Genomic DNA, 15,291 nt, shown 5'->3' on the forward strand with positions numbered 1-15,291 from the left:
TGTTTTTCCTGCAATATAAAATTAACTTTCAGAAAGTTACAGCAAAATATTGACCGAAATTTAGTTAAGGTGTAAAATAGTACGCATGCGAACTATTAGATGGTCTAACTAATTAATTCTTTGGAGGTGAAGATTTGGAAGATAAGGAGCAGCAATTAGATGATATATTCTCCTCTTTTCGCCGGATTAGCCATGCATTTCAGCAGTTGCTGTGGAAGGATGCTGAAGAGCTGGACATCACACCAACACAGTTGATGGTTCTCCGCAAAATATCTGCAAATCCCGATATTGGCATTACAGATCTTGCCGAGCTATTACATTTGGGGAACAGTGCAGCGAGCGGTGTAGTGGACCGGATGGTGAAAGCCGATTTTATCACAAGACAGCGCTCTGAGGTAGATCGGCGTATATACAACTTGGCGATTACTGAAAAGGGCAGAGAGATCAGGGAAAGAAGTAAGCAATCGCTCAGAAGACACTTACTTCCACTATCCAATATACCTGCCGAGGATGCAGGCGAATTACTTAGGATTCATACCGAAATCATTCAGATCTTAGAGCAGGGGAGAGACAAACAGAATTTATGAGTACAATTACAGGTAACGCTGCAGCGGCAACTAAGGGAATACGTAGAGGACCGATTATTGCGGCGCTCTTAATAGGTGCATTTGTCGCACTTTTGAACCAAACACTTCTTAATGTGGCATTGCCGAGCATAATGGACGATCTAAAAATCGCAACGAATACGGCACAGTGGCTAACAACGGGATTTATGCTCGTGAACGGTGTGCTGATACCGATTAGTGCGTTTCTGGTGGAAAAGTTTACGACCCGCCAGCTATTCATCACCGCGATGTCACTTTTTTCGTTAGGTACACTTGTCTGTGGAATCGGAACAGGCTTTGAAATGATCATGGTCGGCAGAGTCATTCAGGCGGTTGGCGCAGGGATTTTGATGCCGTTAATGAATATTGTGTTTCTTCGCATCTTCCCAATTGAAGAGCGGGGGAAAGCGATGGGGCTAATGGCGGTAGCCATGATTTTTGCTCCAGCTGTAGGTCCAACGTTGTCAGGGTGGGTAGTTCAGAACTATTCTTGGCGTGTATTGTTCTTTATCGTTCTTCCGCTGGCTATTCTTTCTACCTTGCTAGGTATGAAAACAATGCAAAATGTAGGGCAAACAACCTCTCCGAAGCTGGATAAAACGGGTGTTATCCTGTCTACCATTGGTTTTGGGGGATTGTTGTACGGCTTCAGTGATGCTGGAACCGATGGTTGGGGAAGTGCAACAGTCATTACCTGCCTCATTGTGGGTGTGATTGCACTGGCTTTATTCGTATGGAGAGAGCTTAAGGCTGAGACACCACTGCTTGAGTTCCGGATTTTCAGATACAATATGTATTCACTCACGACATTAATCAATATCATCATTACGATGGCTTTATATTCGGGTATGATTTTGCTGCCGATTTATTTGCAGACGATCCGTGGCTTTACGCCAATGGAGTCTGGTCTTATGCTGTTGCCGGGAGCCATTCTAATGGGAATTATGTCTCCAATCACGGGGATTATATTTGATAAAATCGGGGCAAGATGGCTGTCTGTGGTAGGCCTGATTATTACAGTAATTACGACCTGGCAATTCAGCCAGCTTACAGACAGTACGACGTATACGCATATGATTATTACTTACACGGTTCGGATGTTAGGCATGTCGATGTTATCGATGCCGATTGTAACGGCTGGACTTAACCAGCTTCCACAGCGTTTAAGCTCGCATGGTACAGCAATGTCGAATACGTTGCGGACGGTCGGAGGCGCGCTGGGAATGGCGTTGTTCGTCAGTCTAATGACCAATAAGACGAAGAGCACAATCACTGATACGCTTATGAGCGGAACGGTTTCGTTAAACGATAAAGCAGCGATGCTTAAGCTTACGCAAGAGGCTACAATTAGCGGGGTTACGCATGCCTTTAACATTGCTACCTGGATCACTGTAGTTGCTTTGGTATTGGCTTTCTTTATTAAAAAGACTTCACCGCAGCCAGACTTCCTGAAGACGGAAGAAGTGCAGCCACAGCAGGACAATCAATAAAAAACTGGGTTAACAAAGAATGGAAAAAGGAGCGTCCTACGAACTGTTATGGTTCCGTAGGGCGCTTCTTTTGTTGTGATGCTATTAGTTAGCTGGAGACACAGCTGCAGGATCGCTCCAACGTTTCAGATGTGGCAGCTGCTCCGCGAGAAGTTTACGGGCAACATTCTCATCCATTCCTTCTTCGACCATATAGCCTGTACAAATGTCAGCCATTTCTTGCAACGTGATGTTAGGCTGTTTGAATGCGCCATTCTCATAGCAGTACACGCAGTAATCTTCGATCTTGTTGCCATTCTGGTCCGTTCCAAGCAATTCCGCCGTAGGCATTGGCATCCCACAGCTTTGACAAATTTTAAGATCTCCTTGCTCTACATGTTCATGTCCCATATTTAACACTCCTTTAAAGGTATGCAAGCTCTCGAGCGCCCGCTTTAAGTTCAGTATAGAACAATAAACCTGACGGCATTCCGTCAGGTTTATTGTTAGGTTGTATATTTTGCTGCTATGCCTGCTGCAAGCTGCCCCAGCTTTTGCCGAATATGCGGTGGCTCTAAGATTTCTACATGCATCCCGAAGCTTAGCAGGAAACCATACAGCCATCCATCCTCAGGATAGTTGATGGTAACCTTGTAACCTCCATTACCGTCGGGCAGTAGCTCGGTAGAATCAAACCGCTCTTCCGCTAGATGTTTGCTTTCAGCCTTAAACTGCAAAACGATGGGTGTTGCTGTTGTTACGGTTGATCTCTGATACTCGTTGCTCCAAGGCAGCTCGCTTGCATCCACATCTTTTGCAATAAAAACTTGGGTATTCTTAACGAGCTCTTTCATGCGCAACAGCTTAAATAGACGGAAATCCTGACGATTGAGACAAAATCCATATAAGTACCATGCTTGCCCCTTTAGCACTAAAGTATAGGGCTCTACCGAACGCTGGCTTGTCTGACCCGCAGCATCCACATAATCAAAGTTTACGGTCACGCTTTCCTCAAGTGCTTCTTTTAGAGTGGCAAGCTTTTCTTCCAGAATACGTTGAAGACCCCATGGGGAGAAGTCGATGATGAGCTGAGTTGTTTTGCTGCGGAAGGCGGCGGATTGGGAGGGCGGGATTACGCTGCTGATTTTTTCCATGAGCAGAGTATGTTCATTTCCTCCATAAGACGAGACGCTCTGCAGAGCCGTGAAAATATCCGCCAGCTCACGATCCGTCAAAACATTGCGGTCCAGCCGGTATCCTTCCATAAGCCCGATCCCACCGTTCGCTCCCTGATAGGTGACGATAGGAATTCCGGCTCCATTAATGCTTTCAATATCACGATAAATCGTGCGCACAGATACCTCGAACATATCGGCTAGCTCCTTCGCCTGAATTAGGCGGCGGTTCATTAGCAGGATAACGATAGAGAGCAATCGATCTATTTTCAAAAGACAATTCCTTCTTTCCCGGAGATTTCCGTGAAGTAATGCTGTATTTCATCTTAGCAAATCCTTGAAAATAAAGCATTGTCATAAATTAATGATTCGATTAATATCTAATTAGATATATGTATAAATAGATGAGATGAGGTTTATTTTATGAATAATCACTCAGCTGTTGCGATGTTTAGGAGTCATAAGGGATATTCACGATTGTTCACAGCCGGCTTGATCAATGGAATTGGTGATCGTTTTACTAGCGTTGCAGTACTAGCGCTGGTTCTGCAGTTGACGGGATCAGGCATGGCGGTAGGGATTTCGTTAGGTGTGAGACTGTTTCCTTATTTATTTCTGGCCCCGCTTGGAGGCATACTTAGCAGCAAAATTCCACGCAAATATATCATGATAGCTACAGATATGCTGAGGGTCCCAGTAGCCTTAGCCTTTTTATGGGTGGATGGGGAGGAGAAGCTGTGGTTGTTATATATGGCAAGTTTTTTACTGGCAGCGGGCGAAGCCATTTACAGCCCTGTTCGTAAGTCCACTATCCCCTTGCTCGTCACCAAAGATTCTCTGCTGACCGTCAACGGACTAGAGCAGTTAATGAGCGGCTGCGTGCTGATCCTTGGAGCGTTCAGTGGAGGGGTGGTGTCGATGTGGTTTGGTCCGGAGGCAGCATTCATTATGAATGCAGTGTCTTTTTTAATCGCAGCGATGTTAATTTACGGTATCGATTTTCCACAACATTCGGAAATGGTGACGGTGGCTAAGAAGGCTACATATTTTCCTGAGGGGGACTTAGAAAAATCCGATAAAGAAGCACAATACGGTCGGCTGCGTGCTCTGGGAATGGTAATTGGCGGAAGCTTAACGTTGCAGGTCATTTTCGGTTATGAGCTGTTGGTGCCGTTGCTAAATGGTCTGGATAATGTACTGATCAGTGTCTATGCGATACAGGTATTTCACGCGGGGGATATTGGAGTGGGGGCATTTTATGCGGCGCTTGGCATCGGTCTTAGCCTTAGTTTTTTTACCTCACGTTATTTAAAAAAGGGGCTGCTGATTGTAGCCATCGGAGGGCTTTTACTAGAAGGTGTATTACTGATGGGCATCAGTGTCAGCAATCATTTTGCGGCAGCATTTATGTTATACATCCTGCTGTCATTTGCCGGGGGGACGGGGAATGCCTGTCTGGATACGCTCGTTATGCAGGAAACCCCATCTGCTATGCAGCCCTTTGTGTTTGGACTCCTGTCTGCAGTAGGAAATACGCTGCTGGGATTATCTATGCTGTTCGGAGGGTGGCTATTAGAAGGGGTGGAACCAAGAATGGTAGGGTTTGCTGGGGGAGCGGGATTTGCCATAGTTGCGCTTTTACTCGCAGGATACGCGGGGGTACGCAGCAAGAAAAAACGCACTTAAAAAGGGCGGTGGCTTCACCGTCCCTTGGAAGTTTTTTTAACCTGAGTCTGTAGCTTTATGGCAGCTTTGCGCGGGAACAGGCGGATGCTTATCTTTTTGCGGTAGCGATACAGGATTACAAGGGCAGCTATAGCTACACCGCCAGAGATAATCCATAGTGCATATAACTCGAATAAATGGAAAATACCCATCCACTGCGGACCAAATACCCGTCCTATGCCAAGAAACAGCACTACCCAGAATAACGCTCCACTATAAGCGTAGAGGGCGAATTTACGGAAGGGCAGCGCAACTATACCAGCAAAATAGCCGGTAAAGTGACGAACGCCTGGAATAAAATATCCGATGGAAATAAGGATACTGCCGTATCTCTCGGACCATTTTTGCGTTTTATCCAGCTTGGCAGGGGAGAACAGCAACCACTTTCCGTATCGCTGGATGAAGGGCATTCCGGCTTTTAAGCCGACAAAATAGGTGAGGGTCATCCCGGCTGTGGTCCCAGCAAACGCCACTAGAATCAACGTTATGAAATCAAGTCTTCCCGTATAGGAAAGAAAACCTGCAAAAGCCATGGTAGTTTCTCCGGGAAACGGCAAGGCAACGAATTCGAGCAGCAATCCAAAAAACAATACGCTATATCCATATTTGCTGAATAATTCTTGTATAAAGTTCAGCATTTCCATAAGATTCTCACTCTCCAAGGGGCAGTTGCCTTATTCTATTTTGAAGCTTGTCTTCATACAATCTACCAAATGGCTTTTGAGCCAATAGAATGCTGGAGGTAGAGAAGATGAAAGGTAACAAAAACACTCACGGCCGCCGAAACTTGATAAGCGGATTGCTTGTTATGGTTGTAATCGTCATCGTAATGCTGGGATGGAACGCAGGGGAGAGTGTAGATTCTTGGATGAATCGTTCATTACATTCCGCAAGCGCGGAGTCTGTCTCTGTTAAGAATAATCTCCCGTTAGTGGCGATGCAAGAATTGCCTCCTAAAGCAGAGTCCATTGTGACTGCTTCTCCAGAAGTTAAATTGAATTCCAGTACGGCACAAGTATCCAAGGTGTCGACAACATATTCAGCAATTACGGCCGCAAAGAAAGCTTCAAAAACGGTCTATATTACATTTGACGACGGACCGAGTGACAATACCTTCAACGTTCTAAAAATTTTACAGCAGCAAGGTGTGAAGGCGACCTTTTTTGTCCTTGGTAATCAAGCGAAAAGCCATCCAGAGCTAATTAATGCCATATGGGAACAAGGACATGCTATTGGCAATCATACCTATAATCATAATTACCATGATTTATATAGTGGATTCACTGAATTTTGGAGCCAGATTAAAAAGACCGAAGAAATTGTTCGGGGCATTACAGGGGTTCGCCCACAACTTATCCGCGCCCCGGGCGGAACCTTTGATCACTTTGATAATACCTACTTCAATTTGTTGAAGCAAGCCGGTTATATCGTTACGGATTGGACGGTGGACAGCGGGGATTCTAAACGCAAAGGGGTACCGGCGTCAGAAATCTTAAAAGAGTCAACTGCAGATCTGAAGTCCTCTCGGGTTATTCTTCTGCTGCATGATGGCGGCGGCCATCAGGAGAGTGTTAAAGCACTGCCTGATATTATTGCGCGTTATAAGGCTGCTGGGTACAGCTTTGGCCTTTTAGATGAGACGGTGGAGCCTGTACAATTCAGAGTCTCCTCAAAAGCAAATAGCTTGGGCAGAGTGAAACCTTCGGAAGCTTGGATCACCTCGAATATCATACCGAATGCAGAGCTGTTTGCGCCCGGCAAACCTTTGGTGCTGGAGGTTGGAAAGCTGGAGACGAAGCTGGCGCCAGGTGAATATGCTCTGCAAAAAGGGAAATATATGGTGCCACTTCGCGCTGTGATCGAACGGCTGGGAGGGCAGATTAGTTGGGATGCGGGCAGTCGCAGTGGGAAGATTGCCTGGAACGGCAAAGATATCATCGCGGATGTGGCGAACAAGGAACTCCTGTTAAATCTTCCTGATCATGTTCAAAAGATAAACGGTGCCAGTGTGGAGATGATTGGCGGTTCTATCTGGGTATCGCTGCGTGAGCTGCTGGAGACAGCCGATCATCCTCCTTTAAATATAAGCGTGACGGAAGGTGAGCGCCGGGTAATAGCCTTCTGAGATTTAGCGCTCAGGCAGTTTTTTTAAAAGAAAAAAACAATGTCTGGGCACCCTTTTTCATGGGAAGAATAGATAGTAATAAGTTCCTCAGCTGGGAACAAGTCTAGACCCAAAGGAAGGGTGTTCGTTCCATTGTCCTCTTCAAAAAAAGTAGAACACAAATTAAATAACAAGACTGAAAGAGTTAGAAGCTATCCGCGTAGCCGTAGTGCGTTGGCTGAATGGCTGCGGATGCTGACTGTGGCTGGAATTATAGGTGTTTTATATGCATGGCGCGGAGGCGCATCACTCTTATTTCTGCTGATCGCTGTAGGCGTTATCATGGTTGGCGGACTGATTGTTCAACTTTCAGGTCCACGGGCGATAAAGATTGAACGGACAATCACTCCAGTAAGACCGATAGCTGGAAGTACATTGCTTGTGAAGGTGCGGGTGAATTTCTCTGCCCGGCTTCCACTGCCATGGCTGACTATCGCTGATTTTTGGGGGGACAGAGGACATCACAAGCTACTGTTTCCGGGATTCAGACGCTCTTTTGAATACACCTACCTTCTTGAGAACATGCCGCGGGGACATCATCATTTGCAGGGCTGTAGAGTAACCTGGGGAGATTTGCCCGGCTGGTTCACAGGCCGATCTGAGCCTGCTGAAGAGCATAGTGTTAAAGTGCTGCCAGCCCCCCTATATTATGGCGGAGTCCCGGATAGCGGCTTTATTAGCGGTAATTCGCTCTATTCCAGAAGGGGAAGAAGCAGCAATGATGAGACCATGGAATCGCGGGAATATGAGCCCGGTGATCCGCTTAGCCGAATTCATTGGAAGAACAGCGCCCGGCTAGGAAATCTGCAGAGCAAAGTTCCAGAGCGTGAAAAGGCAAGAATGAGCTGTATCGTGTTGGCTAATGATCCCAAAAGCTATGAGATTCCAGCCAATGCACTTACACCTCGTGGCAGTCGGGAGGAGCAGCCTCCGGTATTTGAGAAGGCGGTGTCAACGGCGATGGGGCTGATGCTCTTTGCTGAGCAGTCAGGTGCTTATGTCCAGTTATTTAGCGGAGGCTGGCCGGAAGGAATGGCTAGGCATGAAGGACTGGGTAAAATCCCAGGGAGAGTGCTGGATATTCTAACTGATATTTCTCCGAATGGAACAAGAACCCTGTCCGAGCTGTTGGAGGATGCTTCTAGAGGCTGGATTCCGGGAATGACCGTTGCTATAGTGACCGGAAGATTAGAGGAACAATCCGCTAAGGTTATCGCTAAATTCTTAGTGCAAGGTGTAAAAGTTGAGCTCTATTATGCTTGGGATCAGCCAGCTCCGCTGCCTGCTGAGGTAATGCTGCAGGAGATCCGCCAGCCTGTGCGGGGAACGGTCGGGGATAGTCTGGGTCGTCTGGGAGCACGGATGTTTTGTCTGGATGATGCATTGCCAGCTTACAGGCTCAGGGAGGTAGAGTACCATGAATCATCCGGAAAACCAACGCTACGGTAAGCGGATACCGGGTGACACAAGCTTCTCTATGAATGAGCACAGTGGGAAGGAACCAAAGCAGCTCCATTTGGAAAAACTGGAGAACAGTCATGCCGGTAAACAGAGAAAGATACCTCTGTATTATCGCATGCTGTTCTCTTTGGCTATTTTGGGGCTGTTTTTAGAATGGCTGCTCCCTTTATATAGAACGACTTCATTGGAAGATACTGCTAGATTGCTGCAGATTCTGATGATTTCTGCTGCCGTGCTGTTGATGTGGGGAATCCTTCAGATTCCCGGGTGGCTATTGCTAAGTATCCAATGTTTGATGATCGGAACAGCTTGGCTATATCTATGCAGCGAGAGCGTAGGGACAGGATGGCTGGGCATTTATGCAGTAGAAATTCCAAATGATCTGATTTTGCTCTTTTCCGGGCATGTTTCTCAGCTAAGCGAGATCAGCAGACTTTTGATTTTGATTGTTGGCTGGGGGCTGCTGGTATCTTCGGTGCAGCAGCTTGCACTTTTCAGAGGTAGTACGCTGCTGTTTACAGCGGTGACCCTCATTTATCTATTAGTTCTGGATATTGGCTTTGGCGTTAATACGACAACGGATGTTGTAATATCAGTCGGGCTTATTGTATGGATGCAAGCAATGAGTGGTTTGCTCCGTCTGCGGGAACGGGTGGGCAGCATTCACCTGCCGTATGCCCGATGGGGAGTTTTGGCATTAGCGGCTGCTATATTCGTCATGATGACAGCATGGTTTGGTGGGCAGGTATATGAAGTACGACCGCCTAACCAAACTACACTCCAGTCAACCTTTGAAAAGCTGCAGGAATGGGCTTCGGGCCATATGCCCGAAGATAATGAGGCTATACCTGCAGGAACAACAGGGTATAGTACAAATGATGGAGAACTGGGTGCTCCATTATCACGCAATACCGAGCCAGTCTTCACAGCGTTGACCAGTCAGCGTACCTATTGGCGCGGGGAGAGCATTGCCTACTATGACGGTCGCCGTTGGATCAGAGGGGGTGAGGAGTTTACTCCGCTTAACTTGTCCAGCCTGCCTCAGATTCCGGCGACGGTAACCACCACTAATGGGGGGCGGACTTTGCAACAGCGGATACAATTTGCTATTCCCTCTTCCGGTGGAATTCCTGTATTCAATGCGGGTACCCTAACAGATGTTGAGACAGTTCAACTATCCAATGGCAGCCAGCTTGGTTATGTTCTGGCGAATAAGGACAGGGATACCTTTCGTCTGCCAGATTCGGTGGGGTCAACTCGGATCACTGAGTATATAGTTGATTCTATACTTCCCGAGAGTAATCCAGTACTGCTGCGCGGGTTGGGTGACGCTGATCCACAAGAAATAAAGAATAAATACTTGCAACTGCCTGATTTATTACCTGAGCGAGTGAAAGCTCTGGCAGAGAAGCTCACAGCTTCCTCGGGCAACCGATATGATTCCGCAACCGCCATTCGGGATTATTTGCAAAACGGGTATTCTTACACGCTGGATACCATGGTTCCGCCAGCTGGGGCTGATTTTGTGGATCATTTCCTGTTTGAGACCAAACAGGGTTACTGTGTGCATTTTGCCACAGCGATGACCGTATTGCTGCGAAGCACAGGTATTCCAGCGCGGTATGTTCAAGGTTATGGACCTGGAACCCAGCAGGAGGAAGCCATGCCGGCGAAGTATTTAGTCACCCAAGGGGATGCGCATGCTTGGGTAGAGGTTTATTTTGCCGGCGCAGGTTGGGTTCCTTTCGATCCGACGCCGGGTCCTGCGCTTGCGGCTGGCTTCCCTGCGCCGGCACGGCCAGCGGCCGCAGCAGTCGCACCGCAAGCAACGCGCAGCGCGGAACTGCCCGCCCTGCCGCTGGCGGGCGGGCCCTTTTCAGCGCCGCTCGCTGCCGCGGCGCTGCTTCCCGCCGCCGCTTGGCGCTGGCGGCGCAGCCTGGCTCTGCTGCTGGCCGCGCGTCGCGGCAGCAGCTTGAGCCGGGAGAGGCAGCTGCGCGCGGCCTCTCTGGCTTGGCACGGGCTGGCGGAGCGGTTTGGACCGCCGCCGCCCGGCGTTACTGGCAGGGAGTATGTGGACTCCCTGCGGATTTACGATGCCGGACTAGACGTGGCCGTCCGGCAGTTTGTCCGCCAGTGGGAGACCCTGGCGTACGCGCCAGCTTCGGCCTCCACAGCCGTGATCTCTGCCCGCGACAATCCCGTAGACTCCGCTCCCGCCCTTGGCGGCGAACCTGCGGCTTCTGATGCGGCCGCGTTTATTCGCGAATGTCTGCTCATTACCTTCCGTTTAACATAAACGGCTAAGAACGCTTAGATCCGCTATCTAATTTATGCCATAGCAAGGAAGGTTCTGCATGAAGTTTTATCACTCTCTGATTATGAGAGGCGTGTCCTCCTTTCCTTGACGATGAGAATTAACCATGAGTATAATGAATCCAATAATCAAGGGAGGCACGTAATGAACAAGCCAAATGAAATTATCGTCGTTCTCGATTTTGGGGGACAATACAACCAACTTATCGCGCGCAGAATTCGGGACCTGGGAGTATACAGCGAACTTTTGCCGTACAATACGCCAGTTGACAAGATTAAAGCACTTTCGCCTAAAGGAATTGTCTTCTCCGGCGGACCTAGCAGTGTATACGCTGAAGATGCACCACACGTAGATCCGGCTATTTATGATCTAGGAGTGCCGATCTTCGGTATTTGTTATGGTATGCAGCTGATGGCTCATCAGCTTGATGGTAAAGTAGAACGTTCGGCTAAACGGGAATATGGTAAAGCTGATGTTGACTTTGCAGAAGGAACTGCTTTAGTTGCAGGATTGGAGAACCGCCAGACTGTATGGATGAGCCACGGTGACCATGTAGTTGAGCTTCCAACAGGCTTCAAGCTGGATGCAGGTACAGAAAGTGCTCCAATTGCAGCAATGAGCAACGCGGAGCGCAAACTGTTCGCTGTGCAATTCCACCCAGAAGTACGTCACTCCGTTCAAGGTAACGAGATGATCTCGAACTTCTTATACCAAGTTTGTGGTTGCGACGGCAAATGGACAATGGAATCGTTTATCGATGAAGCCGTTCAAGATATTCGCAATCAAGTCGGAGATAAAAAAGTACTCTGCGCTCTTAGTGGCGGAGTGGATTCTTCCGTTGTGGCTATGCTTATCCACCGTGCAATCGGAGATCAATTGACCTGTATGTTTATTGACCACGGCCTTCTGCGTAAAGGTGAAGCAGAAAGCGTTATGGAGACTTTCGTAGGCAAATTCGATATTCATGTAGTGAAAATCGATGCACGCGATCGCTTCATGAGCAAACTTGCAGGTGTTGAAGACCCTGAGCAAAAACGTAAAATCATTGGTAACGAGTTTATCTACTGCTTCGACGAAGAGTCAGCTAAGCTCGGAGATTTTTCATTCCTTGCACAAGGTACGCTTTATACGGATATCGTTGAGAGTGGAACAGCTACAGCGCAAACCATTAAATCCCACCACAATGTGGGCGGCCTGCCAGAAGATATGAAATTCAGCTTGATCGAGCCGCTAAACACCTTGTTTAAGGATGAAGTTCGTAAACTCGGTGAAGAGCTGGGTATGCCACGTGCGATCGTATGGCGTCAGCCTTTCCCAGGTCCAGGTCTTGCTATTCGTGTCTTGGGTGAAGTAACAGAGGACAAGCTTACCATCGTTCGTGATTCTGACTACATTCTGCAAGAAGAAATTGCTAAAGCGGGATTAGACCGTGAAATTTGGCAATACTTCACTGCCCTGCCTAACATGAAGAGTGTCGGAGTTATGGGTGATGCTCGTACGTATTCCTACACAGTAGGTGTTCGTGCAGTAACTTCCATCGATGGCATGACCGCTGACTGGGCACGTATCCCATGGGATGTTCTTGAAAAAATCTCTGTACGTATTGTCAACGAAGTTGAGAATGTAAACCGCGTAGTGTATGACATTACTTCGAAACCACCTGCAACGATTGAGTGGGAATAGCATATAGCAATAAGAAACCTGCAGCTCCTTATTTATTAAGGGACTGCAGGTTTTTTTATTAACCGTGAAGCTTGTGACGGACCCTATATAGCAACTTTAGAAAATGTGATAAACTGGGAAAAATAAACTTACAGGAGCCATTAGAATGGGATTCTCACTTATTGGAACACTAATAGCTATGGTTATTCTTGCCCCAAGTTTACTGATGATTAAGTTTCCGCCCGATCATGTTCCCAGCGGTTTAAAAGATGCCGGCATCGTCTACACCCTTTTGGAGAGAGTAGGGCAGTTGGGATGTATAGCCATTCTTGCGATTTCAAAGGATAACTTTGAAAATGTAGAATTCGGGATCTGGGCTGCACTTATCTTTGTATTTATCACGATTTATTACGGTTTATGGATTCGTTATATGGCTAAGGGACAGCAATTCAGATTATTATGGGCTCCATTATTGTTTCTTCCGATTCCCATGGCAGTTCTCCCTGTTTGTGCATTTGGATTTGCGGCAATATGGGGCAGATCTTTCTGGTTGGGTATTGCAGTGATTTGTTTAGCTATAGGGCATTTTGCTAATTCTTGGCATAGCTATCAGTATTCCAAAGGCCAATAAGCCAGGGAACATCGAAATTGTTTTATAGGGAAAAATACCCATTTGAAAAGGCTTTTGATAGTTAATAAGCTGCATGATTTAAAGAATTTTGGGGTTGAAGTTAAAGATAAAAATGTATGAATTACGAACAATAGAAAAAATAAAGTCGAAAATGTTCGCTTTTTTCATTGACAACTTATGTGATGTCCACCTAAAATGATAAAGCACAACAACATAATTCTTTCGTATATTTCCGGGAATAGGCCTGGAAGTTTCTACGAGGTCACCGTAATGACCTGGCTACGATTAAGAAGAGCTGAGCAACCCGTATTGTCCTGAATCTAGGGCTATAGTCATGGGTGCTACTCTTTTTTTCGAGCCGGTGTCGATCAGATACCGGCTTTTTGTTGCTGTCAGCCACAACATACCTTAGGGGGAGAACAATTTGAATCGGTTTTTCAAGTTGAAAGAGAACGGCACTACAGTACGTACAGAGATAATGGCCGGCTTGACTACGTTCATGGCCATGGCTTACATCCTGTCGGTTAATCCGAGCACATTAACAGCATTTGGCCGCATCGATATGGGCTGGTACTCTGTATTTCTAGCGACTGCGCTGGCAGCAGGTATTTTCACCATTGCAATGGGCGTGTTTATAAACTTTCCAGTAGCATTGGCACCAGGTATGGGACTTAATGCATACTTTGCTTCCGTAATTTTGTCTTCTGCAACCTCAGAACATCCATTCACTTGGCAAATGGGTCTGACCGCAGTATTTATTTCCGGTTTGATCTTCATCCTGCTCACGGTTACCCGAGTGCGGCAGATCTTACTGACAGCCATTCCTGACAGCTTGAAGCATGCCATTACCGTAGGTATCGGGATGTTCATTACAATCCTTGGGCTTAAGAACAGTGGTTTGATGACGATTGGTGTCGAAGCTGGTAAAGATATTTCCGCCAATACATTCACAGATGTCCTATCCTTTGAAACAATTATTCATATGGGTAGCTTAGAGAACACTGATGTACAATTGGTAATTATCGGATTGCTTCTTATTTCCATCCTGATGGTACTGCAAGTTAAAGGTGCGATTTTATTCGGTATCTTGGGTACAACCCTCGCGGGTATACTGATGGGTGTAGTTGATTTTGGCTCATTGTCCAGTCCGACAACCCCTTGGGTGCCTGACCTGACGCAATTGAACTTTTTCGAATTTGACTGGGATGGTATCCTGCACACCGGTATTGTTTCAGCAATCGCAACATTCACTTTTGTAGAATTGTTCGATACATTTGGTACACTTGTAGGTACTGCTCAACGCGCTGGTATTATGGACAACCCTGAAGAAGGTAACAAACGTGTAGGTAATGCAATGTTTGTCGATGCCATTGCTGTTGCTGGTGGTGCGGCATTGGGTACTTCCACTACTACTGCTTTTGTAGAAAGCGCGGCAGGTGTTGCTGAAGGTGGACGTACAGGTCTTACAGCTGTAACAACGGGTGTGTGCTTCTTGCTTGCGTTGTTTCTTGCACCAATAGTAGCTCTGATCCCTGGATCTGCTACAGCCGCAGCATTGATTGTCGTAGGCGTGCTCATGGCACAATCGATTCGCGAAATTGATTTTCAAGATATGGTTGTTGCGATTCCAGCGTTCCTTACTCTAGTAATCATGCCTTTCACTTATAATATTGCTAATGGTATTTCCTTTGGTATCGTAACTTATGTAATCCTTGCTTGTGTAGCTAACCTTGCTGGCAAGAAAAAATACGATATTCACTGGATGATGTGGGTACTTGCTATTCTGATTATTCTCCGTTATGTATTTCTTGGTAGTGCGGGCTAACTCATATATAGCATACAGATGTGCATTCAACGGCTCCTTCATAACTGAGGGGGCCCTTTTTTTATATTTTTGTTGGCACTTAACCATTCAGCCTAGTCTATGTTTCTAGCTTTTCATCATCTATGATTTAGATTATATTGTTGAAGAGGTGATGTTCAGGACGAGGCAGCCTTGGCGTTAGAGTCCAATTTGTTCCCTCCTTGATCCTGATCTCTGTTTATTTTGTACTGAAAATACTTCAAACCCCTAGATGGTCCTAT

Annotated in this window: 12 protein-coding genes and 1 riboswitch; of the genes, 9 read left to right on the plus strand and 3 right to left on the minus strand. The window is 46.8% G+C overall.

Going from position 1 to position 15,291, the window contains the following annotated elements:
* The first annotated feature begins 134 nt into the window (after positions 1-134).
* Together NSQ91_RS03200 and NSQ91_RS03205 are read left to right on the plus strand one after the other, a co-directional pair.
* On the plus strand, positions 135-587 hold the full coding sequence (locus tag NSQ91_RS03200) for a MarR family winged helix-turn-helix transcriptional regulator (RefSeq protein WP_340916369.1): 453 nt from the start codon (positions 135-137) through the stop codon (positions 585-587).
* Positions 584-2,095, plus strand: coding sequence for a DHA2 family efflux MFS transporter permease subunit (locus NSQ91_RS03205; protein WP_076106051.1), 1,512 nt, complete (start codon positions 584-586; stop codon positions 2,093-2,095). Before NSQ91_RS03200 ends, NSQ91_RS03205 begins: the two co-directional genes overlap by 4 nt.
* Before the next feature lie 84 nt (positions 2,096-2,179).
* Here the strand turns inward: NSQ91_RS03205 and NSQ91_RS03210 are convergent, their stop codons facing one another.
* Entirely contained in the window at positions 2,180-2,485 is a 306-nt protein-coding gene (locus tag NSQ91_RS03210; RefSeq protein ID WP_052096752.1) for a zinc ribbon domain-containing protein, read from the minus strand.
* 95 nt (positions 2,486-2,580) lie between these two features.
* On the minus strand, positions 2,581-3,522 hold the full coding sequence (locus tag NSQ91_RS03215) for a helix-turn-helix transcriptional regulator (protein WP_076130530.1): 942 nt from the start codon (positions 3,520-3,522) through the stop codon (positions 2,581-2,583).
* 150 nt (positions 3,523-3,672) lie between these two features.
* Here NSQ91_RS03215 and NSQ91_RS03220 point away from each other — a divergent pair, with 150 nt between their 5' ends.
* Positions 3,673-4,935: an MFS transporter gene (locus tag NSQ91_RS03220; RefSeq protein WP_076305527.1), complete on the plus strand. Its 1,263-nt coding sequence runs from the start codon at positions 3,673-3,675 to the stop codon at positions 4,933-4,935.
* A gap of 14 nt (positions 4,936-4,949) precedes the next feature.
* Here NSQ91_RS03220 and NSQ91_RS03225 read toward each other — a convergent pair whose 3' ends face one another.
* Positions 4,950-5,618, minus strand: a complete 669-nt coding sequence (locus NSQ91_RS03225; protein WP_340916372.1) for a DedA family protein — start codon at positions 5,616-5,618, stop codon at positions 4,950-4,952.
* A gap of 107 nt (positions 5,619-5,725) precedes the next feature.
* Between NSQ91_RS03225 and NSQ91_RS03230 the strand changes: the two genes are divergently transcribed.
* The 6 genes from NSQ91_RS03230 to NSQ91_RS03255 all read left to right on the plus strand — a co-directional run bounded on the left by NSQ91_RS03230 (position 5,726) and on the right by NSQ91_RS03255 (position 15,031).
* Positions 5,726-7,099 carry a polysaccharide deacetylase gene (locus NSQ91_RS03230; protein WP_340916374.1) on the plus strand — a complete coding sequence of 458 codons (1,374 nt, stop codon included), beginning with the start codon at positions 5,726-5,728 and terminating at the stop codon, positions 7,097-7,099.
* 132 nt (positions 7,100-7,231) lie between these two features.
* The gene (locus NSQ91_RS03235; RefSeq protein WP_340916376.1) at positions 7,232-8,587 is read left to right on the plus strand and encodes a DUF58 domain-containing protein; all 1,356 of its coding nucleotides are present in this window, start codon (positions 7,232-7,234) and stop codon (positions 8,585-8,587) included.
* Positions 8,556-10,895 (plus strand): transglutaminase family protein, encoded by a 2,340-nt coding sequence (locus NSQ91_RS03240; RefSeq protein WP_076277882.1) that lies wholly within the window; start codon positions 8,556-8,558, stop codon positions 10,893-10,895. The genes NSQ91_RS03235 and NSQ91_RS03240 overlap by 32 nt, the downstream gene beginning before the upstream one ends.
* 162 nt (positions 10,896-11,057) lie before the next feature.
* The gene (gene guaA / locus NSQ91_RS03245; protein WP_036679874.1) at positions 11,058-12,596 is read left to right on the plus strand and encodes a glutamine-hydrolyzing GMP synthase; all 1,539 of its coding nucleotides are present in this window, start codon (positions 11,058-11,060) and stop codon (positions 12,594-12,596) included.
* Between the two features lie 145 nt (positions 12,597-12,741).
* A complete protein-coding gene (locus NSQ91_RS03250) occupies positions 12,742-13,206 on the plus strand; it encodes a hypothetical protein (protein ID WP_340916380.1) in 465 nt (154 codons plus the stop codon).
* Positions 13,207-13,408: 202 nt separating this feature from the next.
* A riboswitch (purine riboswitch) is annotated at positions 13,409-13,508 on the plus strand.
* Positions 13,509-13,630: 122 nt separating this feature from the next.
* Complete coding sequence (locus NSQ91_RS03255) at positions 13,631-15,031, plus strand: NCS2 family permease (RefSeq protein ID WP_036679893.1); 1,401 nt, start codon at positions 13,631-13,633, stop codon at positions 15,029-15,031.
* Positions 15,032-15,291 lie beyond the last annotated feature (260 nt).

The organism is Paenibacillus sp. FSL R7-0048 (assembly GCF_038004505.1).
GTDB lineage: Bacteria > Bacillota > Bacilli > Paenibacillales > Paenibacillaceae > Paenibacillus_AQ > Paenibacillus_AQ odorifer.

What these genes read in the sequence shown, in the direction of transcription:
- NSQ91_RS03205 (WP_076106051.1), top strand. Translation starts at nt 584, where the DNA reads ATGAGTACAATTACAGGTAACGCTGCAGCGGCAACTAAGGGAATACGT.
- NSQ91_RS03210 (WP_052096752.1), bottom strand. Translation starts at nt 2,485, where the DNA reads ATGGGACATGAACATGTAGAGCAAGGAGATCTTAAAATTTGTCAAAGC.
- NSQ91_RS03220 (WP_076305527.1), top strand. Translation starts at nt 3,673, where the DNA reads ATGAATAATCACTCAGCTGTTGCGATGTTTAGGAGTCATAAGGGATAT.
- NSQ91_RS03225 (WP_340916372.1), bottom strand. Translation starts at nt 5,618, where the DNA reads ATGGAAATGCTGAACTTTATACAAGAATTATTCAGCAAATATGGATAT.
- NSQ91_RS03230 (WP_340916374.1), top strand. Translation starts at nt 5,726, where the DNA reads ATGAAAGGTAACAAAAACACTCACGGCCGCCGAAACTTGATAAGCGGA.
- NSQ91_RS03240 (WP_076277882.1), top strand. Translation starts at nt 8,556, where the DNA reads ATGAATCATCCGGAAAACCAACGCTACGGTAAGCGGATACCGGGTGAC.
- guaA (WP_036679874.1), top strand. Translation starts at nt 11,058, where the DNA reads ATGAACAAGCCAAATGAAATTATCGTCGTTCTCGATTTTGGGGGACAA.
- NSQ91_RS03250 (WP_340916380.1), top strand. Translation starts at nt 12,742, where the DNA reads ATGGGATTCTCACTTATTGGAACACTAATAGCTATGGTTATTCTTGCC.